Origin of the sequence: Achromobacter aloeverae (assembly GCF_004121055.1) — a bacterium.
GTDB classification, from domain to species: Bacteria; Pseudomonadota; Gammaproteobacteria; order Burkholderiales; family Burkholderiaceae_B; genus Bordetella_C; species Bordetella_C aloeverae.
This window is the reverse complement of sequence record NZ_PYAL01000001.1, coordinates 832,004-856,230: the sequence shown is the minus strand read 5'-3', so window position 1 is coordinate 856,230 and position 24,227 is coordinate 832,004. Positions and strand designations below refer to the sequence as shown.

At 66.4% G+C, this 24,227-nt stretch carries 24 protein-coding genes; 11 read left to right on the top strand and 13 right to left on the bottom strand.

Annotated features, from left to right (window positions below; all coding sequences use genetic code 11):
- Window positions 1-17 precede the first annotated feature (17 nt).
- Both leuC and leuD read left to right on the top strand, forming a co-directional pair.
- Window positions 18-1,436 carry a 3-isopropylmalate dehydratase large subunit gene (leuC, locus tag C7R54_RS03735; protein WP_129148816.1) on the top strand — a complete coding sequence of 473 codons (1,419 nt, stop codon included), beginning with the start codon at window positions 18-20 and terminating at the stop codon, window positions 1,434-1,436.
- Window positions 1,429-2,070 (top strand): 3-isopropylmalate dehydratase small subunit, encoded by a 642-nt coding sequence (gene leuD, locus C7R54_RS03730; RefSeq protein WP_129148815.1) that lies wholly within the window; start codon window positions 1,429-1,431, stop codon window positions 2,068-2,070. The genes leuC and leuD overlap by 8 nt, the downstream gene beginning before the upstream one ends.
- A 97-nt stretch (window positions 2,071-2,167) precedes the next feature.
- Here the strand turns inward: leuD and C7R54_RS03725 are convergent, their stop codons facing one another.
- Window positions 2,168-3,217 (bottom strand): lactonase family protein, encoded by a 1,050-nt coding sequence (locus tag C7R54_RS03725; protein ID WP_129148814.1) that lies wholly within the window; start codon window positions 3,215-3,217, stop codon window positions 2,168-2,170.
- 2 nt (window positions 3,218-3,219) lie between these two features.
- Complete coding sequence (locus tag C7R54_RS03720; protein WP_129148813.1) at window positions 3,220-4,218, bottom strand: tripartite tricarboxylate transporter substrate binding protein; 999 nt, start codon at window positions 4,216-4,218, stop codon at window positions 3,220-3,222.
- A gap of 106 nt (window positions 4,219-4,324) precedes the next feature.
- Between C7R54_RS03720 and acnA the strand changes: the two genes are divergently transcribed.
- The gene (acnA, locus tag C7R54_RS03715) at window positions 4,325-6,934 is read left to right on the top strand and encodes an aconitate hydratase AcnA (protein WP_129148812.1); all 2,610 of its coding nucleotides are present in this window, start codon (window positions 4,325-4,327) and stop codon (window positions 6,932-6,934) included.
- A 36-nt stretch (window positions 6,935-6,970) separates the two neighbouring features.
- Here acnA and C7R54_RS03710 read toward each other — a convergent pair whose 3' ends face one another.
- The 9 genes from C7R54_RS03710 to C7R54_RS03675 all read right to left on the bottom strand — a co-directional run bounded on the left by C7R54_RS03710 (window position 6,971) and on the right by C7R54_RS03675 (window position 14,005).
- Window positions 6,971-7,894, bottom strand: coding sequence for a GntR family transcriptional regulator (locus C7R54_RS03710; protein ID WP_129148811.1), 924 nt, complete (start codon window positions 7,892-7,894; stop codon window positions 6,971-6,973).
- A gap of 82 nt (window positions 7,895-7,976) precedes the next feature.
- Window positions 7,977-8,720 (bottom strand): endonuclease, encoded by a 744-nt coding sequence (locus C7R54_RS03705; protein ID WP_129148810.1) that lies wholly within the window; start codon window positions 8,718-8,720, stop codon window positions 7,977-7,979.
- Window positions 8,721-8,764: 44 nt separating this feature from the next.
- The gene (locus C7R54_RS03700; RefSeq protein WP_129148809.1) at window positions 8,765-9,931 is read right to left on the bottom strand and encodes an ABC transporter ATP-binding protein; all 1,167 of its coding nucleotides are present in this window, start codon (window positions 9,929-9,931) and stop codon (window positions 8,765-8,767) included.
- Window positions 9,928-10,578, bottom strand: coding sequence for an ABC transporter permease (locus C7R54_RS03695; RefSeq protein ID WP_129148808.1), 651 nt, complete (start codon window positions 10,576-10,578; stop codon window positions 9,928-9,930). Before C7R54_RS03695 ends, C7R54_RS03700 begins: the two co-directional genes overlap by 4 nt.
- A gap of 9 nt (window positions 10,579-10,587) precedes the next feature.
- Window positions 10,588-11,514 carry a glycine betaine ABC transporter substrate-binding protein gene (locus C7R54_RS03690; protein WP_129148807.1) on the bottom strand — a complete coding sequence of 309 codons (927 nt, stop codon included), beginning with the start codon at window positions 11,512-11,514 and terminating at the stop codon, window positions 10,588-10,590.
- Window positions 11,515-11,562: 48 nt separating this feature from the next.
- Window positions 11,563-12,285 (bottom strand): ABC transporter permease, encoded by a 723-nt coding sequence (locus tag C7R54_RS03685; RefSeq protein WP_129148806.1) that lies wholly within the window; start codon window positions 12,283-12,285, stop codon window positions 11,563-11,565.
- A gap of 450 nt (window positions 12,286-12,735) precedes the next feature.
- Entirely contained in the window at window positions 12,736-13,119 is a 384-nt protein-coding gene (locus C7R54_RS03680) for a hypothetical protein (RefSeq protein WP_129148805.1), read from the bottom strand.
- Window positions 13,116-13,268: a hypothetical protein gene (locus tag C7R54_RS28810; RefSeq protein WP_158021142.1), complete on the bottom strand. Its 153-nt coding sequence runs from the start codon at window positions 13,266-13,268 to the stop codon at window positions 13,116-13,118. The genes C7R54_RS03680 and C7R54_RS28810 overlap by 4 nt, the downstream gene beginning before the upstream one ends.
- The gene (locus C7R54_RS03675; RefSeq protein ID WP_240039359.1) at window positions 13,265-14,005 is read right to left on the bottom strand and encodes a response regulator transcription factor; all 741 of its coding nucleotides are present in this window, start codon (window positions 14,003-14,005) and stop codon (window positions 13,265-13,267) included. Before C7R54_RS03675 ends, C7R54_RS28810 begins: the two co-directional genes overlap by 4 nt.
- Before the next feature lie 491 nt (window positions 14,006-14,496).
- On the opposite strand from C7R54_RS03675, the gene thrS reads away from it, so the two are divergent.
- The 6 genes from thrS (at window position 14,497) to ptsP (ending at window position 20,726) form a co-directional block, all read left to right on the top strand.
- Entirely contained in the window at window positions 14,497-16,431 is a 1,935-nt protein-coding gene (gene thrS / locus C7R54_RS03670) for a threonine--tRNA ligase (protein WP_129148804.1), read from the top strand.
- Between the two features lie 14 nt (window positions 16,432-16,445).
- On the top strand, window positions 16,446-17,042 hold the full coding sequence (gene infC, locus C7R54_RS03665; protein WP_240039409.1) for a translation initiation factor IF-3: 597 nt from the start codon (window positions 16,446-16,448) through the stop codon (window positions 17,040-17,042).
- A gap of 69 nt (window positions 17,043-17,111) precedes the next feature.
- The gene (gene gshB, locus C7R54_RS03660; protein ID WP_129148803.1) at window positions 17,112-18,077 is read left to right on the top strand and encodes a glutathione synthase; all 966 of its coding nucleotides are present in this window, start codon (window positions 17,112-17,114) and stop codon (window positions 18,075-18,077) included.
- A 22-nt stretch (window positions 18,078-18,099) separates the two neighbouring features.
- The gene (locus C7R54_RS03655) at window positions 18,100-18,498 is read left to right on the top strand and encodes a PTS sugar transporter subunit IIA (protein ID WP_129148802.1); all 399 of its coding nucleotides are present in this window, start codon (window positions 18,100-18,102) and stop codon (window positions 18,496-18,498) included.
- A 73-nt stretch (window positions 18,499-18,571) separates the two neighbouring features.
- Window positions 18,572-18,841 carry an HPr family phosphocarrier protein gene (locus C7R54_RS03650; protein WP_129148801.1) on the top strand — a complete coding sequence of 90 codons (270 nt, stop codon included), beginning with the start codon at window positions 18,572-18,574 and terminating at the stop codon, window positions 18,839-18,841.
- Window positions 18,842-19,034: 193 nt separating this feature from the next.
- A complete protein-coding gene (ptsP, locus tag C7R54_RS03645; protein WP_129149430.1) occupies window positions 19,035-20,726 on the top strand; it encodes a phosphoenolpyruvate--protein phosphotransferase in 1,692 nt (563 codons plus the stop codon).
- Window positions 20,727-20,981: 255 nt separating this feature from the next.
- Here the strand turns inward: ptsP and amt are convergent, their stop codons facing one another.
- Together amt and C7R54_RS03630 are read right to left on the bottom strand one after the other, a co-directional pair.
- Window positions 20,982-22,220: an ammonium transporter gene (gene amt, locus C7R54_RS03635; protein ID WP_129148799.1), complete on the bottom strand. Its 1,239-nt coding sequence runs from the start codon at window positions 22,218-22,220 to the stop codon at window positions 20,982-20,984.
- Between the two features lie 34 nt (window positions 22,221-22,254).
- Entirely contained in the window at window positions 22,255-22,593 is a 339-nt protein-coding gene (locus C7R54_RS03630; RefSeq protein WP_129148798.1) for a P-II family nitrogen regulator, read from the bottom strand.
- A gap of 439 nt (window positions 22,594-23,032) precedes the next feature.
- Between C7R54_RS03630 and C7R54_RS03625 the strand changes: the two genes are divergently transcribed.
- Window positions 23,033-23,554, top strand: coding sequence for a glutaconyl-CoA decarboxylase subunit gamma (locus C7R54_RS03625; RefSeq protein WP_240039358.1), 522 nt, complete (start codon window positions 23,033-23,035; stop codon window positions 23,552-23,554).
- A gap of 365 nt (window positions 23,555-23,919) precedes the next feature.
- On the top strand, window positions 23,920-24,192 hold the full coding sequence (locus C7R54_RS03620; RefSeq protein WP_240039357.1) for an accessory factor UbiK family protein: 273 nt from the start codon (window positions 23,920-23,922) through the stop codon (window positions 24,190-24,192).
- Window positions 24,193-24,227 lie beyond the last annotated feature (35 nt).

Sequence of the window (24,227 nt, the reverse complement as noted above, 5' to 3'; positions counted from 1 at the left end):
CTTTTCATGCGACACCCATGACGCCACGCACCTTCTATCAAAAGCTTGTCGATGCGCACACGGTCGCCCGGCTCGACGAGCAGAACATCCTGCTCTTCTGCGACCTGCACCTGATGAACGAGTACACCAGCCCACAGGCCTTCGCCGGTTTGTACGAGGAACGCCGGGTCGTGCCCATGCCCGGGCAGAACGTGGCCGTGGTGAGCCACATCATTCCCACGCATCCGGGCAAGATCCGTGTCATCGCCGATCCGCCGTCGGCCCTGCAGGCCAGCTATCTGAAAAAAAACTGCGATACCTTCGGCATTCCGCTGTTCGACACGAACGACGCGCTGCAGGGGATCGAGCATGTGGTGGCGCCCGAGCACGGAATGATACGGCCCGGCATGGTCGTCATTTGCGGCGATAGCCACACGACGACCTATGGGGCCCTGGGCGCGCTGGGCTTCGGCATCGGCACGACGGAGGTCGAGCATGTGCTCGCCACGCAGACGCTGGTCTATCGCGTGGCGAAAACCATGCATGTCCGCGTCGACGGAAAACTGGCCGAGGGCGTGACGGCCAAGGACCTGGTGCTGGCCATCATCGGCCGCATCGGTGCGCGCGGCGCGCTGGGCTATGTCATCGAATACAGCGGCAGCGCGATCGACGCCCTGTCCATCGAGGCCCGGTTCACGCTGTGCAACATGATCGTCGAGGCCGGCGCCCGGGGGGCATTGATCGCGCCCGACCGCAAGGCGGTCGACTACGTGATGGCGCGCGCGCCGGACCTCGCCGGTACTTATCGGGAAGCCGCCCTGGAAGCCTGGCGCGACCTGCGTACGGACAGCGGCGCGGTCTTCGATAGCTTCCACGCCTTCGATGCGCGGCTGGTCGCGCCGCAGGTTACCTGGGGGACCAGCCCGGACCAGGTCGTCGGCATCGACGAGCACGTCCCACGCCTGGATGCATTGGCCGAGGGCGCGGTTCGGGTCAGCGGCGCGCGCGCATTGGCGTACACCGGGTTGCGGGAGGGGGAGGCAATCGAAGGCACGCCGGTCCAGCATGTCTTCATCGGCTCCTGTACCAATGGCCGCATCGAGGACCTGCGCGCGGCTGCGGCCATCGTACGCGGTCGCCATGTCGCGCAGGGGGTGCGGGCCATGGTCGTGCCCGGTTCCGGGGCCGTCAAGGCAGCCGCCGAGGCGGAGGGGCTGGACCGGGTCTTCCTCGATGCGGGCTTCGAATGGCGCAACGCCGGATGCTCGATGTGCCTGGCCATGAACGACGACGTCCTGGCCGATGGCGTGCGTTGCGCGTCCACCACCAATCGGAATTTCGAGGGCCGGCAGGGACGCGGCGCGATCACCCATCTCATGAGCCCCGCGATGGCCGCCGCCGCGGCGACGACGGGCCGTATCACCGATGTGCGCCGGCTGGAGAGGAATCATGGTTGACATATCCATCATCGAAGGGCGCGCCGCGCCTCTGCCTATCGAGAATCTCGACACCGACCAGATCATGCCCAAGCAGTTCCTGCGAGGAATAGACAAGTCGGGATTGACCGCGGGCCTGCTTCACGACTTGCGGTTCGACAGGGCGGGAAGGCCCGATCCGGATTTCGTGTTGAACCGGGCGGCTTACGCGGGAGCGTCGGTGCTGGTCGGCGGCTCGAACTTCGGCTGCGGTTCCAGCCGCGAGCATGCCGTATGGGGTTTGCTGCAATATGGCTTCAAGGTCATCGTGGCGCCCAGCTTCGCCGAGATCTTTTTCTCCAATGCGATGAACAATCGGCTGTTGCTGGTGACCTTGCCGCCGGCGTCGATCGTGCGGTTGATGGAGGACGCCTGCGACCCGTCGCACAATGCCGTGACTGTCGACGTGGGCGCGCAGACGATACGCAGCCGCGGCGTCCAGGCGGGTTTCGACATGCTGCCCCGGCATCGTCGCATGTTCCTGGAGGGCCTGGACAATATCGGCCTTACGCTGACCTGTGAGGACCAGGTGCGCCAGTTCGCGGCACGGCATTGGCAAGACCAGCCCTGGCTCAAGGATGTGGCCGCGCTGACGCGGGAAAGACTGTCCGCCTGACAGGAACGCGGTGGCCGGCGCGTGCGCGGCCGCGCCCACGCTGGCTGGCGCCCTGACGCCGATCGGGCATGCCCCCGCCCGGGCCAGCCCGATGCCTTCACGCAAAGACCATGCAGACCGGGCTGCCGCATGCATATTCCTGCCCCGTCGGGACCGGCATTCCCGTGCGCTGGTCGATCGCGAAGGCGACGATGGTGTCGCTGTCCTCGTTCAGCGCGAAGAGGTGGCGTCCGTCCGGCGTCAAGGTGGTGTAGCGGGGCGTCCTGCCGCCGGACGGCGTGGCGCCGTCGAAGGCGAGCAGGCCGGTGCCCGGGTCCGCGCTGAATACCGCGATGCTGTCGTAGCCCCGGTTGGACGCATAGACGTAGCGACCGTCCCGGCTGACTTCGATCTCCGCGGCGCGGCTGTCGCCGGTATAGGTCGAGGGCAGGGCGGAAAGTATCTGCAGTGGCGTCAACTCGCCCGTGCGCGCGTCGTAGCGGTAGGTCGTGACGGTCGAGTCCAGTTCGTTGATGCAATAAGCCGTCGGCAGGCGGGGATGGAAGGCGATATGCCGAGGTCCGGATGTTTCGCGCGTCTTGACCGAGGCGGACTGCGCGGGCCGCAGGCGGCCGTCCTCGAAACGGAAGGAAAAAATCCGGTCCAGTCCCTTGTCCGGCACCACCACGTGGCGGCCGTCGGGGTCGAAGGGGCTGAAATGCGGCTTGGCCTGCTTTTGCTCGATACGGTGAGGGCCCGGCTGGCCCTCCAGGCGCACCAGCTGGCTGACGGGCTCCAGGCTGCCGTCGGCGGCGAGCGGCAGCACCGCCAGCGTCGCGCCGATGTGATTGCAGGCCACCATGTATCGTCCGGTCGGATCGATGGCCAGGTGCACGGGGTTCTTGCCTTGCGTCGACTGCTGGTTGATGAACGACAGCTTGCCGCTATGCGGATCGATCGCAAAGGCGCTGATGTCGGTCATGTCGCCGTGCACCGTGTAGAGGCGATCCTTGCGGGCATTGATGGCCAGGAAGGAAGGGTTGACCAGGTTTCTCACGATCTCGACCGGTTGCAGCGCCGCGGTGGCGGGGTCGTACCGATAAATGCTGATTCCTTCTCCGCGGGCCTGGCGTTCCCGGGTGGTGCGGCTTCCTACGTAGGCGTACATCGTCATTCCGCCGTGATGTGCGCATGCTCGACGATCGCCTGGTACTGCTTGCCCTGCGCGTGGATGAAGTCGCTGAACGCTTGCGGCGTCATCACTTCTACTTCGCCGCCTTGTTCGCTCAGGCGGCGCGCCAGCTCGGGGTCGCGCAGGGCCGCCGAGATGGCGTCGTTCAGGGCCGCCACCACCGGCGCCGGCGTCCGGGCGGGCGCGAAGACGCCGAACCAGTTGCTCAGGTCATAGGATTCGAGCCCCGGCGTTTCGGCCAGGGCAGGGATGTCCTGGGCGAACCCGGCCCGCTTGGCGGAGGTCACGCCCAGCGCCCGCACCTTGTGGGACTGAATGAAGGGCAGCGCCGCCGCGTAGCTGACGAAGGTCATGTCGACGTTGCCGCCGGTGACGTCGGACAGCTGGCCGGAGGCGCCCTTGTAGGGCACGTGCATCATGGTGACGCCGGCGGTCGCTTCCAGCAAGGCGCCGTTCAGGTGCTGGGGATTGCCGATGCCGCTGGAGGCGTAGCTCACCTTGCCCGGATGCGCCTTGGCGTATTGCAGCAGTTCGGCGGTCGTGTTCGCCTTCAGCGACGGTCCTGCCACCAGGACGTTGGGCACCCGCGATACCAGGCTGACGGGCTCCAGGTCCTTGTCCGGCGAGTACGCCATCTTGTCCTTGTAGACGTAGGGATTGATCGCCGTTTCGCCAGCCGATCCGAGCAGCAGGGTATAGCCGTCCGGCGCCGCCTTGACCACGTAGCCGGCGCCCAGCATGCCGCTGGCGCCGGGCTTGTTCTCGACGATGATGTTCTGCTTGAGCGTGACGCGCAGCTTCTCGGCCAGCAGCCGCGCCATGACGTCCACGCCGCCCCCCGCCGAGAAGGGGACGATGATGGTGACCGGCTTGGCGGGATAGGCCTGTGCCTGGGCAAGGGCTGCGGTGCAGGCGCAAGCCGCGCTGACGGCGGCCGCCGCGATCAGGGCGCGACGGGGGAAGGAAGGCAAGGGCATGGTGTCTCCGGGCTGGATCTCGGCGCGTATGTGTAGGGGTAATCCTGTAGGGCGCCTGTGGTAGGTTGCATTGCATTTTAAAATCTTAAAATGCAATAATGCTGCTATGGAAAACACCTATCCCGACGTTACGTCCGAGCTTGCCGTCGACGACGAACGCTATACGATCATCGATCTGCATGCGGTCGCGGGCGCCAGGCTGGCGCAGTTGCCGGTGGTACTGCGGCTGATGCTGGAAAACGTCTTGCGCAACACGCATGGCGCCGAGCGGGACCAGGCCGTGCAGGCGCTGCTGGGCTGGCTGGAAACGGGCCGCAGCGAGGCGGAGATCCCTTTCCAGCCCGCGCGCGTCCTGATGCACGACACCACGAGCACGCCGGCGCTGGTGGACATCGCGGCCATGCGCGACGAGCTTGCCGAGGCGGGCGCCGACCCCGCCACCCTGGGTCCGCTGCTGCCGGTGGAGGTGTCCGTCGACCATTCGCTGGCCGTGGAAGCCTACGCGCGGCCGGATGCGGCGGATGTCAATATGTCCTACGAGATACGCCGCAACCAGGAACGCTACCGTTTCCTGCGGTGGGCATCGCGGGCGCTGCCGGGCGTGCGCATCAATCCGCCGGGCACGGGCATCATGCACACCATCAACCTGGAGCAACTGGCCACCGTGGTGGCCACGGCGGAGGATGGGTCGGGGCGCCGCTGGGCCATGCCGGACATGATGATAGGCACCGATAGCCACACGCCCATGGTCAACGGCATCGGCGTGCTGGGCTGGGGCGTGGGTGGGCTGGAGGCCCAGACGGTCATGTTCGGCATGCCGACGATGTTGCGCATTCCCGATGTCGTCGGCGTCGAACTGAGGGGCAGCCTGCGGGCGGGCGCCACGGCCACGGACCTGGCGCTGACGGTGACGCAGCGCCTGCGCGGCATCGGCGTGTCGGGGGAATTCATCGAGTTCTTCGGGCCCGGTGTGGCGACACTGGCCGCGGGCGAGCGCTGCGTGGTCGCCAACATGGCGCCCGAATACGGTGCCACGACCGGCTATTTCCCGGTCGACGAGCACACCCTGGACTATCTGCGGCAGACCGGGCGCCCGGCCGCGGCGATCGCGCTGGTGCGCGCCTACATGCGGCAGGCCGGCCTGTGGTTCGAGCCGCTGGCGCGCCCCCGCTACACCAGGACGCTGTGCATCGACCTCGACGCCATCGGCATGCACGCCGCCGGCCCGCGGCGTCCGCAGGACCTGCTGCCGCATACCGCGATTCCCGAGGTCCTGCGCGCCGAGAATTTTTCGCCCGCCGCGGGCGGCGACCTGCCGGCGTTTCCGATCGCCATCGCAGCCATCACCAGTTGCACGAATACGTCCGATCCGGCGCTGCTCGTCGCCGCCGCGCTGGTGGCCCGCAAGGCGCGCAAGCTGGGCCTGAAGGTGCCTGCCTGGGTCAAGACGTCGCTAGGCCCGGGGTCGCCCGCGGCGGCGGCCTACCTGGCGCGGGCCGGTTTCATCGAGGACCTCGCGGCGGTCGGCTTCGACATCGTGGGATATGGCTGCACCACCTGCATCGGCAATTCCGGCCCCTTGCCGCCGCGCATCACGGCCGCCGCCCAGGCCGGGCAGATCCGCCCGGTCGCGGTGCTGTCCGGCAACCGCAATTTCCCGGGCCGCATCCATCCGGACCTGGACCTGGGCTTCCTGATGTCGCCGCCCCTGGTGGTGGCCTATGCGCTTTGCGGCGATGCCCTGCGCGAACTGGGCAGCGGGCCGGTGAGCCACGCCCCCGATGGCCGTCCCGTTTACCTGGACGAGCTGTGGCCGGCGCGCGCGGAAGTCGATACCGCGCTGGCGCAGGCCCTGGATCCCGCCGACTTCAAGCGCTGCTTCGACATCGCGCGGCGCAATCCGTCATGGCATGCGCTGGACGTGGCGGACGAACCCCGATTTTCCTGGGACCCGAGCTCCACGACCCTGCGCCGTCCGCCGTTCGCGTCGCTCAAGTACGGCAGCCAGCTGGGCAGCTACAGCGCCTATCCGCTGCTGGTGCTGGGCGATGACATCACGACCGACCATATCTCTCCGGCCAGCGCGATTCCCTCCGACAGCCTGGTGGCGGACTACCTGGTGGCGCGCGGCGACGCCCGCGATGACCTGAATGTATTCGCCTCGCGGCGCGGCAACTGGGAGGTCATGATGCGCGCCGCGTTCCACAGCAAGACCTTGCGCAACATGCTGGCGCCGCAGGCGCCGGTCGCGCATACGCTGCATGTGCCCTCCGGTGAAATCCTGCCGATATGGGACGTGGCCGCCCGCTATCGCGACGCGGGGCAGTCGACGGTGCTGGTGGCCGGGGAGCGCTATGGCACGGGGTCGTCCAGGGACTGGGCCGCCAAGGGCCAGCGCCTGCTGGGCATACGCGCGGTGCTGGCCTGCAGCTTCGAACGCATCCATCGCTCGAACCTGATCGGCATGGGCATCCTGCCGCTGCGTTTTCCCGCCGGTATCGGACCCGAGTCGCTGGCGTTGGCGCCGGGAGACACTATCACGGTCCAGGCCGAGGCGGTACAGCCGCGCAGCACCGTCCATGTGGTCGTCCGCCGGCGCGATGGCCGCGTGGAGAGCATTGCCATGACGGCCGCCGTGGAAACCCAGCTGGAGGTGGACCTGCTTCGCAACGGCGGCGTCATTCCCACGATATTGCGGCAGCGCCTGGCGGCCTAGGCCCGCCGGTCGCGCCGCCGGGAGGGGCATCCGCCGCTATTCGGACCCGTGCGTCGTCGTCCGGGACGTGAGCAGATTGCGGATGTCGCCCAGGTTCTTCAGCGTGCTGACCAGGTGCGCGCGCAGGGCATTCGAGGCTTGTTCGTTCAGGCCTTGTTCCAGCAGGGCCAGCACTTCCAGGTGCTGCTCGCAGTGTTGCCGGTAACGGACCCGATCGCGCATGGAACGATAGGACAGGAGCCGCCGGACCCGGTTCACGCGCTTGATCGTATCGATGAAGAAGGGATTCCCGGAAGCTTCCACCAGCGATTCGTGAAAGCTGACGCCGCGATTGTGCAGCTGGTCAGCGGTATCGGTCTCCATGCCGCCTTCGAGCAGGTGCCATTCCGCCTGCCGGCAGCGTTCGATGACCGCGGGCGCAAGGCGATACCCCGGTTCGAGCAGGGCCGCCGGCTCCAGGGCCATGCGCAGGCGATACGATTGCAGCAGGCTGTCGGCGGTGGTCAGCATGGACGAAAACTCCCACCCATAGCCCGGCCTGCGCGACACCCAGCCTTCATTGGCGATGCGTGCCAGCAGCGCCTGCGTCTGCGCCGTCGTCAAGCCATAGCGGGTACGCAGCTGTACTTCCGTGCATTCCATGGGCAGGGCGCCGCTGAGCAGGTCTTCCGCGACGGAAAAATACGTGCGGGTGACAACGTCGGGTTCGCCGGCCAGTTGTTCGATGAGCTTGTCGTCGGCGTCCAGCGATGACCCGTCCCGCGCCAGGAAATAGCCGCGGTTGGCCTCGCGCACGACGATGCCCGCATCATGCAGGCCTTGCAGCGCGGCGTTGATGGGCGAGCGGGAGACGCGCAGCCTGTCGGCCAGCTTCTGCGCGGCCAAGTGGGTGCCCGCCGGCATGCGCTCGAGTCGCATGAGGTCTATCAGCTGCGCGACGATGGACGTGTGGGCGGACATGGTGGGCACTTACATGGTGGGCACTTATACACCTGGGCGGGCAAAGATTGTACCCATGAAGCCGTGGCGCCGGCGGCCGCCGTCAGCGGCAGAATGCCTCGCGCGCCGCGGCGTCGGTGACGTAGCGGTTGCCGCTGCCTTGCAGCGCGACGATGCGCTGGTCCCGCTCCCGTTCCCAGGCGCTGACGGGATACTGCCGCGACCAGGCGCAGAACAACTGCCTTTCCTGCCTGCTCAAGCGCAGCCCGTACGCCTGGGCCATGTACATCTGGATGCGCGAAATCTCGCCGCGGACCTCGGGGCGCGGCTGCACGATACGGTTCCTGAAGTCCACCGCCGTCTGGCACTGGCCGTACATGTCTACCTTGCCCGAGGTCCATTGCGAGTAGGGAAAATTCTGGCGGTCGCCATTGACTTCGCCCACCGAGGGCACGAGATTGACCAGGTCGCCTTCGGCCTTGCGGTAGCCCGTGTCGTTCTTGCCGCAATTCTTGCGGCCGCCGCCGCGCTCGTCCTTGTCCTGCCAGCATTGCCGCTGGTGGCCGAGCACCCAGGCGGGCACGACGTGCTCCCATTCGATGCGCTCGGCACGCGCCAGGTTCGTGCGGACGCGGTAGCCGCAGGAGGCAAGATCGACCTGCTTGCCGGCGTAGGCGCAGCCGCAGTAGTAATCGCGCTCATGCCCCTGGTAAACGGTGGGCAGCACTTCCTTGGCCTTGCGGAAGTCGCGATGGCCTACGGCAGTCTTGCGGGTGACGAAGTCCGTATCGGTGGCGTGGACGGGAAGGGAGAGAACGGCAAGGCAAAGCAGTACAGCATGTTTCATGGCGCGGAATTGTACCGGCGATTTCCCGGGAAACCGCCGGAACCTCAGGCCGCCATGGCCTGCGCGGGCGCCGCCGCGGTGAAGCCGCGGGACTTGCCCGAGCTCAGGTAGCCGGCGATCGATTCCTGCGTCACCTCGCCCAGGTACACGCCGTCGGCGTCCAGCACCGGCAGCCAGCTGGTGTTGTGCTGGTACATGCGCGAAAGCACGATGCGCAGGTGCTCGTCCACCGCCGCCGTCACGGTGAAGGCGCGCAGCGATGCGCCGCAGTTGCGATCGTCCGTGCGCATCGCCTCGCGCGCATCGCGCCGGGTGATGTAGCCCAGGGCCCGGCCCGCCGAGTCCAGGATGGGCAGGTAGCGGACGTCGGCCTCGTCCATCACGCCATAGGCCTGCGACATGCTCATGTCGGGCGTGCCGCAGGGCGGCAGGGTGGCGGCATCGCCCGCGCGCACCAGCAGCAGGCGCTTGAGGGTGTTGTCGTGGCCGACGAAGGCCTGCACGAAGTCGTCCGCCGGGTGCGCGAGCAGGGCATCGGGATGGTCGAACTGCACCAGCCGGCCGGCCCGGAATACCGCCACGCAGTCCCCCAGCTTGATGGCCTCGTCGATATCGTGCGAGACCATGATGACGGTCTTGTTCAGCTCCCGCTGCATCTGGAAAAACTCGTTCTGGATGCTTTCCCGGTTGATCGGATCCACCGCGCCGAAGGGCTCGTCCATCAGCAGCACGGGCGCGTCCGCGGCCAGGGCGCGGATCACGCCCACGCGCTGCTGCTGGCCGCCCGACAGTTCGCGCGGATAGCGGTTCATCATCTTGCCGGGGTCCAGCTTGACCATGGCCAGCAGCTCGCGCGCCCGTTCGCGGCAGCGCTGCCTGTCCCACCCCATCAGGCGCGGCACAACCATGATGTTCTGCTCGATGGTCATGTTGGGAAACAGGCCGATCTGCTGGATGACATAGCCGATCTTGCGGCGCAGGCTGACGGCATCCAGCGACGCGGTGTCCTCGCCGTTGATCAGCACCCGCCCTGAGGTCGGCGCGATCAGGCGATTGATCATCTTCAGGGTGGTGGTCTTGCCGCAGCCGGACGGGCCCAGGAAGACGCAGATTTCGCCGCGCGGCACGGTCAGGCTGACACGGTCGACGGCCTTGACCACCTGGCCGTCCTTTTGCGTGAACGTTTTGCTGAGTTGGTCGAGTTCTATCAAGTCCGGACTCCTTTCGGTGTGAGGGCGCGCTGCAGCCACTGCAGGCAAAAATCGGCGGCGATGGCCAGCACGCTGACCAGCACGGCGCCGATGGCCAGCTTGCTCATATTGCTCTGGCTGATGGCCTGCAGGATGAGCACCCCCAGGCCGCCGGCGCCGATCAGCGCCGAGATGGTGGCCACGCCGATGTTCATGACCACGGCGGTGCGCACGCCGCCGATGATGACTGGCGTCGCCAGGGGCAGCTCCACCATGCGCAGGCGCTGCCACGGCGTCATGCCGATGCCGCGGGCGGCTTCGCGGATGCCGGGATCGACATGCGTCAGCGCGACATAGGTGTTGCGCATGATCGGCAGCAGGGAATAAAGAAAGACCGCGGTGACGGCCGGCACATAGCCCAAGGCATGGCCGAAATGGCTGAAGATGGGAATCATCAGGCCGAACAGCGCGATGGACGGCAGCGTCAATATCACGGTGGCCAGGCTCAGCAGCGGCGTGGCCAGCCAGCGCACGCGCACGATCAGCACGCCCAGAGGAATGCCGCAGACGATGGCGCAGCCCACTGCCGCGCCCACCAGGGCCAGGTGCTGGCCGGCAAGGCGCAGCAGGGACGGCCACGTTTGTAGCAGGTAGTCGAGAATGGTCATGGCGCTCCCTCAGATAAGGCCGTGCTGGCGCAGGAAGTCGGTGGCCACCTGGTCCACCGGCCGTTGCCCGATGTCGACCTGGTAGTTCATTTCGGTCATGGCGGCGTTGTCGAGCTGGGCGGCGAGGGCGTCCAGCTGGCCGGCCAACTCGGGATAGGCATGCAGCGTTTCCTCGCGCACCACGGGCACCGCGTTATAGGCCGGGAAGTAATTCAGGTCGTCCTGCAACAGCACCAGGCCGAAGCCCTTGACGCGGCCGTCCGTGGTGTAGACCAGCCCCGCGTCGACCTGGTTGTTGCGCAAGGCCGTATAGACCAGCCCCGGGTCCAGCTGGATGACATCGCGCCGGGTCAAAGGCAGGTCGTACGCTTGCTTCAGCGGCTCCAGGCCATCCGGCCGGGCGGCGAATTCCATGTCGACGGCGAAGGCGTGGCGCTTGCCGGGCGTGTCGCGCACCTGCTGCGCGTACTGCGACAGGGTGGTGATGCCGTTGCCCGCCCGCTCGCGCGGCATGGCCAGGGCATAGGTGTTGTTGACGGCCGAAGGACGCAGCCAGGCCAGGCCTTTCTTCGCATCCATGGCCTTTACCCGCGCGTAGCTCTGCCCGGCATCCAGTTTTTCCTTGACGTGGTTGAACACCACCAGCGCGGTGCCGGTGTAGTCCCAGACGACGTCCAGCTGGCCGTTTTCCAGCGCCTGGCGCATGAGCGTGCTACCCAGGCCGGTGGTGAGATCGACCGGATAGCCCTTGACGCGCAGGTATTGCGCGGTCATGGACGACAGGATCAACTGCTCCGTGAAATTCTTGCCGCCGACCCGCAAGGGCGAGGCGGCATGGGACGGGGCCTGCCAGAGCATCAGGCCCACGGCCAGCAGCGCGGCGCCCAGGCGCCGTGCCAGCCCGCGCTTGGCCGGGGCGTAGCGTGTGTCGTGCATCGGGTTCTCCTTGTTTCCTGCTGCCGCGTGCTTCAATCGGCTATCCATTCAGCGGCCCAGCCCGCGCTTGCGCAGGTACAGCGCGCCGCCCGCCGCGAACAGCGCGTCCAGCGTCAGCGCCATGACGGCGGTGGCGGCGGCCCCCAGCAGCAGCAGCGGCTGGTCGTTCAGGTAAATGCCCGGGAAGATGAGTTCGCCCAGGCTGTTGGCGCCGATCAGGAAGGACAGGGGCACCGTGCCAACATTGATTACCAGGCTGATACGCACCCCCGCCAGGATGACGGGCAGCGCGTTGGGCAGCTCCACCTGGAACAGGCGCTGCGCCGGGGTCATGCCGATACCGCGCGCCGCCTCCAGCAGGGCCGGCGACACGCCGCGCAGGCCTTCGGTGGTATTGCGTACGATGGGCAGCAGCGAGGCCAGCCACAGGGCCAGGATGGCCGGCTTTTCGCCTATGCCCAGCGCCGCCAGTGCCAGCGCCAGCACTGCCAGCGACGGGACGGTGTTGCCGATGTTGAAGACCTGCATCAATCGATCGGACCAGCGCCGCATGCAGGGGCGGCTCAGGGCGACGCCGGCCGGCAGTCCGGTCGCGAGCGCCAGGACCATCGATATGCCCACCAGGCGCAGGTGATCGGCCGCGTCGTAGAGCAGGCGGCCGCGCTGCTGGCGGATGAAGTCCGGCCCGATCCAGGCGGCCAGTCCCGCGAGCAGCGCCAGGGCGCAGGCCAGGCCGGCCAGGGCGCGCGCGGTGGAGTTGATTTTCAGCATGGCTCTCCCAGCCCGCGTCCGCCCCGCTTTGTGGCGGTGCGAGCACGGGAAATGACAAGGGGCGGAGGCCGATAGCAACGAGGCAACGGGCCAGGCCCACGACAGCAAACGCATTGCGTGTGCACGCCATGGCCGACAGGATCGCCGGCGGACGCGCGGTGGGTCCGTGCGTCACCGAAGTGGGCGGGACCCTAAGGGTGGAAGCGCGGCACGGGCCGGGCGTTCCGGAGGGGAGGCGCAAGCAGGGGGAAGTCGCGTAGCGAGATACCGCTGTTTGGCCAAATGGCAGCGCGAGTAGAAGAAAGCATCCGATGCGCCACCGATCGTCGGGATTGCCAGCTTTTCACAGGAATCTTCCAGCAGGTTTGCTGATGGGTATCCGGTGCGGACTGGATACTCGAACTGGATTCTAATAGATGGCAATCTGTCGGCTATTGTATCGAAGTTCAGTCAATTCGTCATCTCCTTCTTTTTTCTTCCTGTCGTGGCCCGGTCCTCCGTGGCCCGCAGCAGCGCTGCTTCCAGGCTGGAGAGGTAGGTCAGGGTCGGCTCGCAACGTCCCGGGAGCAGTGCCACGTCGCCTTGCGCCAGGGCCTGGTTGAGGGCGCGGAACAGTTCCAGCGTGCTTTCCCGCGCGCCATTCAGGAAGGCCGCCGTGCCCTGAAGACGGTGCGCGAGCTGGCGGGCGTCGCCGTGGTCACGCCGCGCCATCGCGGCTTGCAGGGCCTGGCGATCGGCGCGCAGAACGTCGTGCGCCCGGCGCAGGAACCGGCAGCGTGCCTGCGGGTCCGGGTAAAGATCCCGCAATAATTCAATGTCCAGCAGGGACGTCATGATCGTGCGTCCTGGGCCCACGCCAGGCCCGCGCGCCGCAGCGCGAAGATCATGGTGCCGCGCGAGGCGGGCTGGGGTACGTAGTCGTCCATGCCCGCGGCATGGCCGGCCTGCGCATCGGCCTGGGTGGCGTTGGCGCCCACGGTCATACCTTCGTCGACTGCTCGAATTTTTCCTTCAGGTACAAGGCCAGCGCCAGGTCATCGGCCAGCGCCAGCTTTTTCATGGCGCGCCGCTTATGGGTGCTGATGGTCTTCTTGCTGCGCACCAGCCTGGCGGAGATTTGCGTGACCGACAGCCCCAGCGCGATATTGCGCAGGATCTCCACCTCCGCCGCGGTCAACCTGTCGTCCGGCCGCGGCGGCCGGCGATCGTGCAGCTCACCCTGGCTGCAGGTGTAGAAGCTGCGCGGCGCGCTGATCGACTTGCGGATGACGTCGGCCACGCAAAGCAGGCGTTCTCCCTTGGGCACATACCCATTGGCGCCGGCCTTGTAGGCCGCGTACTCGGTGTCGGCTACCTTGCCCCCGGAAAACGTGATGACGATGAGGTCGGGATGCTGCCGGCGCAGCCGCTTGATGAAGTCGACCCCATCCCAGGGCTGGCGCGGCAGGTAGAAGTCCACGATGGCGACATCGCAGGGCGTTTCCTTCAGCATTTCCAGGAAGCGGATCGCCGACGTTTCCGTCTGGACGACCTCGAAGTCCGCCTGGTGATGGAGGAAGGAGGCCATGCCCAGGCCGATGATGGGATGGTCGTCCAGTATGGCAATGCGGATGCGGTGGCGGGGACGGGCGCTGAGCATATATCGGCGGACGGAGCCGTCGCCGAGGACGCACCTGGGCACGGCGGAGCGGATACCGGGGCGGCTGTACGCGATGGTCATGCATTTCCTTGCTTGGCGGGGGCTGGATTCCCGGCATGGGATGCGACCTTGCCTCGCGCGCGCGAAAACTGGCGCGCCCGCGCAGGCATCGTCGAAGGTACCCATGTGAGGGCCGGGGGATCTTTTTCAGGAAGTTTAAGGACCGACGTGGGCGGCTGGAGGGCGTGTGAATAAAAATAGGACTAGTCCTACACGCCCTTGCCAGGGCGCAGTCCCGTGCCAGCCGGCCGCCAGGGTGATACAATTCGAAAATCACCTTGAACGGACAGGCCCCGAGTGGCGCGCGAGCGAGCGCTGGTCGTCCGGTCCCCAACCCTAGACGAGTTGCCGAATGTCCCCACGCTACGCCCGAACTACGACCTTGAGTCCACGCTGACACGCTGCGACTTAAGTAGGTTCGTGGCCAGCCCGCAGGTCGGGGTTGGCGGCACCAGACGAAGAAAACGCGGCCGATAGCCGCGTTTTTCATTTCATACATCAGGAAGCTTTAAATGGTACAGATTACCTTGCCCGACGGTTCCCGCCGCGAGTTTCCCGGGCCTGTCACGGTGGCCGAGGTGGCGCAATCGATCGGCGCCGGACTGGCGCGCGCCGCCCTGGGCGGCCGCGTGGCCCGCAACGGCGAAGCGCCGCGCCTGGTCGATACGTCGTATCGGATCGACAGCGACGCCGACCTGGGCATCGTCACGGCCAAGGATCCCGACGGCCTGGACCTGATCCGCCACTCCACCGCCCACTTGCTGGCGTACGCGGTCAAGTCGCTGTTCCCGGATGCCCAGGTCACCATCGGCCCGGTCATCGACAACGGCTTCTACTACGACTTCTCGTACAAGCGGCCGTTCACGCCGGAAGACCTGCAGGCCATCGAGAAAAAGATGGCCGAACTGGCGCGCAAGGACGAAGTCGTGACGCGCGAGGAATGGACGCGCGACGACGCCGTGGCCTATTTCAAGAGCATAGGCGAGAACTACAAGGCCGAGATCATCGCCTCCATCCCGTCCAACGAGGTCCTCAGCCTGTACCGCGAAGGCGACTTCGTCGACCTGTGCCGTGGCCCGCACGTGCCATCGACCGGCAAGCTGAAGGTCTTCAAGCTGATGAAGGTGGCGGGAGCCTATTGGCGCGGCGACAGCAAGAACGAGATGCTGCAGCGTATCTACGGCACGGCCTGGTCGACCAAGGAAGACCAGGATGCGTACCTGCACATGCTGGAAGAGGCCGAAAAGCGCGACCACCGCAAGCTGGGCCGCGAACTGGACCTGTTCCACTTCCAGGACGAGGCGCCGGGCCTGATTTTCTGGCATCCCAAGGGCTGGCAACTCTGGCAGCAGGTCGAGCAGTACATGCGCGGGGTGTACCGGGACAACGGCTACCAGGAAGTCAAGGCGCCGCAGATCCTCGACATTTCCCTGTGGAAGAAGACGGGCCACTGGGACAACTATCGTGAAAACATGTTCACGACGGAGTCCGAGAACCGCGTCTACGGCCTGAAGCCCATGAACTGCCCGGGCCATGTGCAGATCTACAACGCCGGCCTGCGCTCCTACCGCGACCTGCCCTTGCGCTACGGCGAGTTCGGCCAGTGCCACCGCAACGAGCCCTCCGGCTCGTTGCACGGCATGATGCGCGTGCGCGGCTTCACGCAGGACGATGGCCATATTTTCTGCACCGAGGACCAGTTGCAGGACGAATGCGCCGCCTTCACGGCGCTGCTGCAAAAGGTCTACAAGGATTTCGGTTTCACCGAAGTGCTGTACAAGGTGGCCACGCGGCCCGAAAAACGCATCGGTTCGGACGAGACCTGGGACGCCGCCGAAAAGGCCCTGATGGACAGCCTGCATCGCACGGGTTGCGCGTTCGAGATCTCGCCGGGCGAGGGAGCGTTCTACGGCCCGAAGATCGAATACACGCTGAAGGACGCCATCGGCCGTCACTGGCAGTGCGGCACGATCCAGGTCGATTTCTCGATGCCGGTACGCCTGGGCGCGGAATATGTCGACGCCGATGACCTGCGCAAGCCGCCGGTCATGCTGCACCGGGCCATCCTGGGTTCGTTCGAGCGTTTCATCGGAATGTTGATTGAAAACCACGCGGGCGCCATGCCGCCGTGGCTGGCGCCGGTGCAGGCGGTGGTGTGCTGTATTTCGGAGCCGTCGGCCGATTATGCGGCTCAAATTACACAAACCCTGAAAAAACAAGGCTTTAGGGTTGAGTCGGATTTGCGTGGTGAAAAAATCACTTATAAAATCCGTGAGCACAGTCTGCAAAAGATCCCCTATATTCTTGTCGTAGGCGAGAAGGAACGCGAAGCCGGCACGGTCGCCGTGCGTGGCCGGGGCGGTCTGGAACTGGGCGCCATCGAGCTCGAGGACTTCGTCAGCCGTCTGTCGACGGATGTGTCCGAACGGCGCGACGTCGCCGCCTGATCCATAAAGGGTTCATTTTTTGCAGGTTTTTCAACGTTTTAGGAGTTGTCAACATCGCCACTGAAAAAGCCAATCGCATCAACGGTGAGATCCGTGTCCCCGAGGTGCGCCTGATAGGTCTGGAAGGGGAACAGCTGGGCATCGTCAAGATTGCCGACGCGTTCCGATTGTCCGAGCAGAATGACGTGGATCTGGTAGAGATCGCCCCCAATGCCGATCCTCCGGTCTGCCGCCTGATGGACTATGGCAAGTTCAAGTACCAGGAACAGAAACGCCAGGCCGAAGCCCGTTCCAAGCAGAAGGTCATCCAGGTCAAGGAAGTGAAGTTCCGTCCCGCGACCGACGAGGGTGATTACCAGGTGAAGCTGCGGAACCTGCGCCGTTTCCTGGAAGAGGGTGACAAGGCGAAAGTCACGCTGCGCTTCCGGGGCCGGGAAATGGCTCACCAGGAACTGGGCATGCGGGTGCTTGAGCGAGTGCGCGACGACCTGACCGAGCTGGCCTTGGTCGAGTCCATGCCGAAGCTGGAAGGCCGCCAGATGATCATGGTGTTGGCGCCGCGCAAGAAAGCGACGCCGGGCAAGGACGCCGGGGCTGCGCCCGCGGCTTGATGTCTTTCTCCCCTGATTAAACCGCCGCCCTCCCCGCCGGGGAGGGCGGTGCACGCCGTGGGTGCCGCAATGCATGTTTTGTTCGTTATCGATCCCTTGCCGCTGCTGAAGGCGTACAAGGACAGTTCCGTGGCCATGATGCGCGCCCTGGTCCAGCGTGGCCATCGCCTCAGCGTGGCCTTGCAGGGGGATCTCTATATTGACGGCGGCAAGGTGCTGGCACGCGCCACGCCGATCACGCTGCGCGCCGACGCCGACCTGCATGGCCACGACTGGTGGCAGGACAGCGCCGCGCCGGCCGACCAGCCGCTGGCGGCGTTCGACGCCGTGCTGATGCGCAAGGACCCGCCTTTCGATATGGAATACGTCTACTCCACGCATCTGCTGGAGTACGCGCAGGCCCAAGGCGCGAAAGTCTTCAATCAGGGCGCGGCCATACGCAATCATCCCGAGAAGCTGGCGATCACCGAGTTTCCGGAATTCACCGTTCCGACCCTGGTCACCCGCGACATGGCGCGCATCCGCGCCTTCCACGCGGAGCATCGCGATGTCATCGTCAAGCCGCTGGACGGCATGGGCGGCACCGGGATCTTCCGGCTGCGCGATGGCGAGCTCAATCTGAACGCCATACTCGAAACCCTGACGGAAACCGGCACGCGGACCATCATGGCCCAGCGCTACATCCCGGAAATCGTCAACGGGGACAAACGCATCCTGTTGATCGGCGGCGAGCCCGTGCCTTATGCGCTGGCCCGCATTCCGATGGCTGGCGAAACCCGGGGCAACCTGGCGGCCGGCGGCCGCGGCGTGGCCCAGCCTCTTTCGGAGCGCGACCGCTACATCGCGGAATCGGTGGCGCCGCGCCTGGCCGCGCGGGGGCTGCTGCTGGTCGGCCTGGACGTGATCGGCGACTACGTCACGGAGGTCAACGTGACCAGTCCCACCTGTTTCGTCGAAATCACCGAGCAGACCGGATTCGACGTGCCGGAAATGTTCGCCAAGGCCCTGGAACGTGCTGTCGGCGTGACGGCTTGACCGGCGACAGCGGGGAGTCATCATGACCGGCATCGTCATCGTCGTCCATACGCCCCTGGGGTCCGCCATGCTGGACTGCGCGGGCCATGTCATGGGCAAGATCGACAATGTCGCGGTCCATGACATCCAGGCCGACGACATGCCGGACGCGCGCGCGCCGGCGGTGGTGGCGGACATCCTGCGGCTGGGCCGCGACGGCGGCGGGGTGCTGGTGCTGACCGACCTGGTCGGCGCGACCCCCGCCAACATCGCCAAGCGGGCGGTGCTGGAGGCACAGGCGCAAGGGGTGCAATGCGCCGTCCTGGCGGGCTTGAACACGCCGATGCTGCTGCGGGCGCTTACCTACCGCAACCTGTCATTGGCGGAAACCCGGGAAAAGGCCCTGGCGGGCGGGGTACAGGGCGTATTACGTGTAGACTGAGTTTAAAATTCTGATCCATCGTATGCCGGCGATGCGCCGGCATGATTTTGCAGTCGCTCCGCGCTCCTCTCCTATGGCTAATTCCGAGATCGTCATCAGCAATAAACTGGGTTTGCACGCGCGGGCAGCCGCCAAGCTCACCCAGCTGGCAAGCAAGTACAACTGCGATATCTATATCTCGCGAGGCGCGCAGCGTGTGAACGCCAAGAGCATCATGGGCGTCATGATGTTGGCGGCCGGCCTGGGCGTCACGGTCAAGCTGGACGCCAGCGGCGCCGACGCGGAACGGGCGCTCGCCGATATCGAAGCCTTGTTCGACAGCAAATTCGGTGAGCACGAATAACGTCACTCCTCCCGCTTCGGCGACACCGGCTCAGCCGCCGGCCCCGGGTCAGCCTCAGGCAACGGCACCAGCCCAGGCACCTGCTCCAGCCCGTGCGTCCGCCCAGGCGTCTCGCCAGGCCCCCGCGCGAGCGGCCGCCGGCACGGCCGACGGCGCCGCGCCCAGCGCGGTGCTGTGCATGTACGGCCAGGGCGTGGCGCGAGGCTATGCCATCGGCCGCGCCGTGGTCATGGGCGCGGCGGCCCTGGAGGTCGCCCACTACCGCATCGCTCCGGAAGAGGTTCCGGCCGAGCGCGACCGCCTGACGGCCGCGCTGCAGAAGGCGCAGGACGACCTGCTGCAGATGGCCGACACCTTGCCCGACGACGCGCCGCGCGAACTCGGCGCCATGCTGAACGTGCACCGCCTGCTGCTGGGCGATCCCTTGCTGGCGCAGCAGGCCCTGGCCTTGATCGACGAGCGCCACTACAACGCGGAGTGGGCGCTGGCCACGCAGGGCCAGTTGCTGGGCGAGCAGTTCGATGCCATGGAAGACGAGTACCTGCGCGAGCGCGGGGGCGACGTACGCCAGGTCATCGAACGTGTGCTGCACGTGCTGGTCGGCACCTCCGCCATACCCGATCCGTCCCGCGTCGACGGCAACGACCCGCTGGTCGTCGTGGCCCACGATATTTCTCCCGCCGATATGCTGCGCCTGCGCGGCGGGCGCTTCCTGGCCTTCGTCACGGACCTGGGCGGCGCCACTTCGCATACCGCCATCGTGGCGCGCAGCATGGGCGTGCCGGCGGTCGTCGCCCTGGGTCACGTGCGCGAACTGGTGCGCGACGGCGACATGCTGATCGTCGATGGCGGCACCGGCGCCGTCATCGTCAATCCGTCGCCGGCCATCCTGAAGGAATACCGGCAGCGTCAATACGCCTATGCCGAGGAGCGGGCGGAACTGGCGCTGTTGCGCGACGAGCCCGCCGTCACGCTGGACGGCATCGGCGTGACCCTGCATGCCAACATCGAGTTGCCGGAAGAGGCGGAACTGGCGCTGGCGTCGGGCGCGGAGGGCATCGGCCTGTTCCGCAGCGAGTTCCTTTTCATGGGGCGTCGCCATCTGCCCGGCGAGGAAGAGCAGTACCAGGCCTATACGTCGGTGCTGCGCGTCATGGCCGGCCGGCCGGTGACCATACGCACGCTGGACATCGGGGCGGACAAGACGCTGGATGACGAGGCCACGGTGGCCATCAATCCGGCCCTGGGCCAGCGCGCCATCCGTTATTGCCTGGCGCGGCCGGAAATGTTCGCCACGCAGCTGCGGGCGATCCTGCGCGCGTCGGCGCATGGCCCGGTGCGCATCCTCATCCCCATGGTCTCGCACATGCAGGAGGTCGTGGCCACCCGGCAGGCGCTGGATGCTGCGCGGCTGGAACTGGATGCGCGCGGCCAGGCCTATGCGCCGCACATCGAACTCGGCGCGATGGTGGAGGTGCCGGCCATCGCCATCGCCATCGAGCCTTTCGCACAGGCGCTGGACTTCCTTTCCATCGGCACCAATGACCTGATCCAGTACACCCTGGCCATCGACCGTGGCGATGTCCAGGTGGCGTCCTTGTACGACGCTTTGCATCCGGCCATCCTGCGCCTGCTGGCGCACACCATCAATGCCGGCGAGCGGGCCGGCAAGCCGGTGGCGGTGTGCGGGGAAATGGCGGGCGACGCGCAACTGACCCGCTTGCTGCTGGGACTGGGGCTGACAGAGTTTTCCATGCATCCGCAGCAGTTGCTGGACGTCAAGCGCGAGATCCGGCGCGCGCATTCCAACGCCTTGCGCGTGAAGGTGGCCTCGGTGCTCAACCGCGCGCTGCCGGTCGACCTGGAAACCCTCAATCAGCCCTGAACGGGGCACTTGGACGTTGGGGCGGTCCGGCGATCCGGCGGCCCGGCGGTCCGGCGATCCGGCGATCCGGCGATCCGGCGATCCGGCGATCCGGCGGCCCAGCGGCCCAGCGGCCCAGCGGCCCAGCGGCCCAGCGGTCCCGTCGGTAAAAATAACGGGGCGCCCGCAGGCGCCCCGTTTCCCCGTGTGGCCCAGGCTCGGCGGCCTGGGCCGGTATCGAGGGCCGGGGCCTAGGCTGCCCGGCTCTCGTACGGCTTAGCTGTGATACGCCGATTCGCCGTGGCAGGTAATGTCCAGCCCCTCGCGTTCGACGTCTTCCGGCACGCGCAGGCCGCAGACCATGTCGGCGATCTTGTAGGCGATCCAGGCCACGACGCCGGACCAGACGATGGTCAGGACCACCCCTTCGAACTGCACCCACACCTGGCCGCCGATTTCCGCGGCGGTCTTCAGGCCGGGGCCGCCCAGGGCCTGGGCGTTGAACACGCCGGTGAGCAGGGCGCCCGTGATGCCGCCCACGCCGTGGACGCCGAACACATCCAGCGCGTCGTCCGCCTTGAGGATGCGCTTCAGGCCGTTCACGCCCCAGACGCAGATCACGCCGCCCGCCACGCCGATGATGAAGGCGCCGACCATGCCGACCAGGCCGGCCGCGGGCGTGATGGCGACCAGGCCAGCCACCGCGCCGGAAGCGGCGCCCAGCATCGACGGCTTGCCCTTGAGCGCCCATTCCGTGAACAGCCAGGCCAGCACGGCGGCGGCGGTGGCGATCATGGTGTTGAAGAAGGCGAGGGTGGCTTGCTCATTGGACATCAGCGCGGAGCCGGCGTTGAAGCCGAACCAGCCCACCCACAGCAGCGACGCCCCGATCATGACCATGGGCAGGTTGTGCGGCTGCATCGCTTCGCGGCCGTAGCCCACGCGCTTGCCGATCACATACGCGCCCACCAGGCCGGCGATACCGGCGTTGATATGCACCACCGTGCCGCCGGCGAAGTCCAGCGCGCCCTTGGCATTCATCAGGCCGGGCGCGGTGGGCGAAGCGAACCACACCATGTGGGCGATGGGCACGTAGGCGAAGGTGAACCAGATTACCGTGAACACCAGCACGGCGGAGAAGCGGGCGCGCTCGGCGAAGCTGCCCACGATCAGCGCGCAGGTGATGCCGGCGAAGGTCGCCTGGAAGGAGGCGAACAGCAACTCGGTCAGGGTTGCCGACATGGCGTATTTGCCGTCCGCCGGCGAGAACATGCCCGAGAAAAAGGCGCGGGAGAAGCCGCCGAAGAAGGCGTTGCCTTCCGTGAAGGCCAGCGAATAACCGTAGATGAACCACAGCACCAGGCCCAGGACGAACGTGCCCATGACCTGCATCAGCACCGACAACACATTTTTGCTGCGCACCAGGCCGCCGTAGAACAGGGCCAGGCCGGGAACCGCCATCATCAACACCAGCAGTGTCGATACCAGCATCCACGAGATATCTGCTTTATCCATTTGTAATGGCTCCAATAGCGTCTTTATTCGTTATTTAAAGTGCTGCTTCGCCTGCTTCGCCGGTGCGGATACGGATGACCTGCTCCAGGGGCGCGACAAAAATCTTGCCGTCGCCGATCTTGCCCGTGCGGGCGGCTTGCTCGATGGTTTCGATGGCCTGGTCGACCAGGTCGTCTGGGACCGCGGCTTCCACGCGCAGCTTGGGCAGGAAGTCGACGGCGTATTCGGCGCCTCGATACAGTTCGGTGTGGCCCTTCTGGCGTCCAAAACCCTTGACTTCAGTGACGGTCAGTCCTTGGACGCCTATTCCGGACAGAGCCACCCGCACCTCGTCGAGCTTGAACGGCTTGATGATGGCGATGATGAGTTTCATGGCTTATTCCTCTCATGGTTTGCGCTTGGCATACGCGATAAAGCAATATCCATGCCAATTTTCCACCAGCCTCTCCCTTTAGGAGCGCGGGGCATGGGCGCCCGAGGCTGTCGACGGCGTGGCGGGCGGGGAAGGGGCGCGCGAGCAGGGCGTCGGGCGCCGCCATGGCCGCGCTCGCGCCGGATCGCCCCAAAACGGGGAATGCCGTCACACGGTGCGCACATGAGTGGTGCAGAACGTGGTGCATGACTCCGCTACAGGATGTTGTCCTCAGGGCAATTTTGTAGCGAATTGATGCTGCTCTGGGGAATATGGATAGCCATCCTTATGGATGAGAAGGCGGCTGGCCGCATGGACGGGTGCCTGCCTCGGCGCTGGCGCCCAGGCGGGCGCTGATACGCCGGCTTACATGCTGTCGTTGTATGGAAATGGGGCCTGCATGAAGAATGACTGCATCCGGGCGGCGCGCGGCGTTGGAACCGCTCGGCAAATGTCCGTCATGGTGGCGTTCGACCGCCGGGACGACGGGAAAGAGGAAGCCATGGATTGCCTGAGGAAGAGGGCCGCGATCGCGGCGGCGTTGTTGCTGGCCACGACCGTCCTGGCTGCCTGCGACAAGAAGGAGGACAAGCCGGCCGCGCCCGCCGCCTCCACGCCCGCGCCTTCCACGTCGACCCCCACGCCTTCCACGCCCTCACCTTCCAGTGCCACGCCGGCGCCGTCATCCTCGACGGCGAGCGCCGCCGACGTGCCGGCCGAGTGCGATGCCTATATCCGCAAGGTCAACGCCTGCATGGATAAGCTGGGCGCCAACAGTCCCGCCGTCGCGACCTTCCGGCAGCAGATGGACGCCGCCCGGGCGCAATGGTCCGGCGTATCGGACAAGACGGCGCTGGCGGCGCAGTGCAAGCAATCCACCGATCTGTTCGCGCAGTCCGCATCGCAGTTGGGGTGCCAATAACGTATTCCGGTTGTCTCCGGAGCCCTGGGGCGGCCTGCGTGCCGCTCTTTTTTTGTCGCCGGGCCGCCCCAAGACAAAAAGCCCCCTCGGGGGGCAGCAAGCGGCGTAAGCCGCGCGGCGTGGGGGTATCTTTTGTCGCCGGGCCGCCCCAAGACAAAAAGGCCCCCTTGGGGGGCAGCAAGCGGGGTAAGCCGCGCGGCGTGGGGGTATCTTTTGTCGCCGGGCCGCCCCAAGACAAAAAGGCCCCCTTGGGGGGCAGCAAGCGGCATCGGGCACGGTCGGCTTGCTTGCGCCGATGTCGGGGCGGGGAAGCGATTTACACTTGAGGTTCGCGACCTTCAATCTTCGCGGAACAGGATGCAGACATGAACACCACCAATCCCATGCAATGGATGGAAGACATCCAGAAGAACATTTCGGACCTGATCGCCCGCAGCCCCGCGGCGGATGTCGAGCGCAACGTACGCGCGATGATGACGCAAGGCTTTGCCAAGCTGGATCTGGTGACGCGGGAGGAGTTCGACGTCCAGGCCGATCTGCTGGCGCGCACGCTGGCGCGCGTCGACCAACTGACGGCCCAGGTTGCCAGCCTGGAAGCGCGCCTGTCCAAGCTGGAAGGCGGCACGCCCCAGGCTTGATGCATCCGGCCGACGCCCGCGGCGGATGCGTCAGG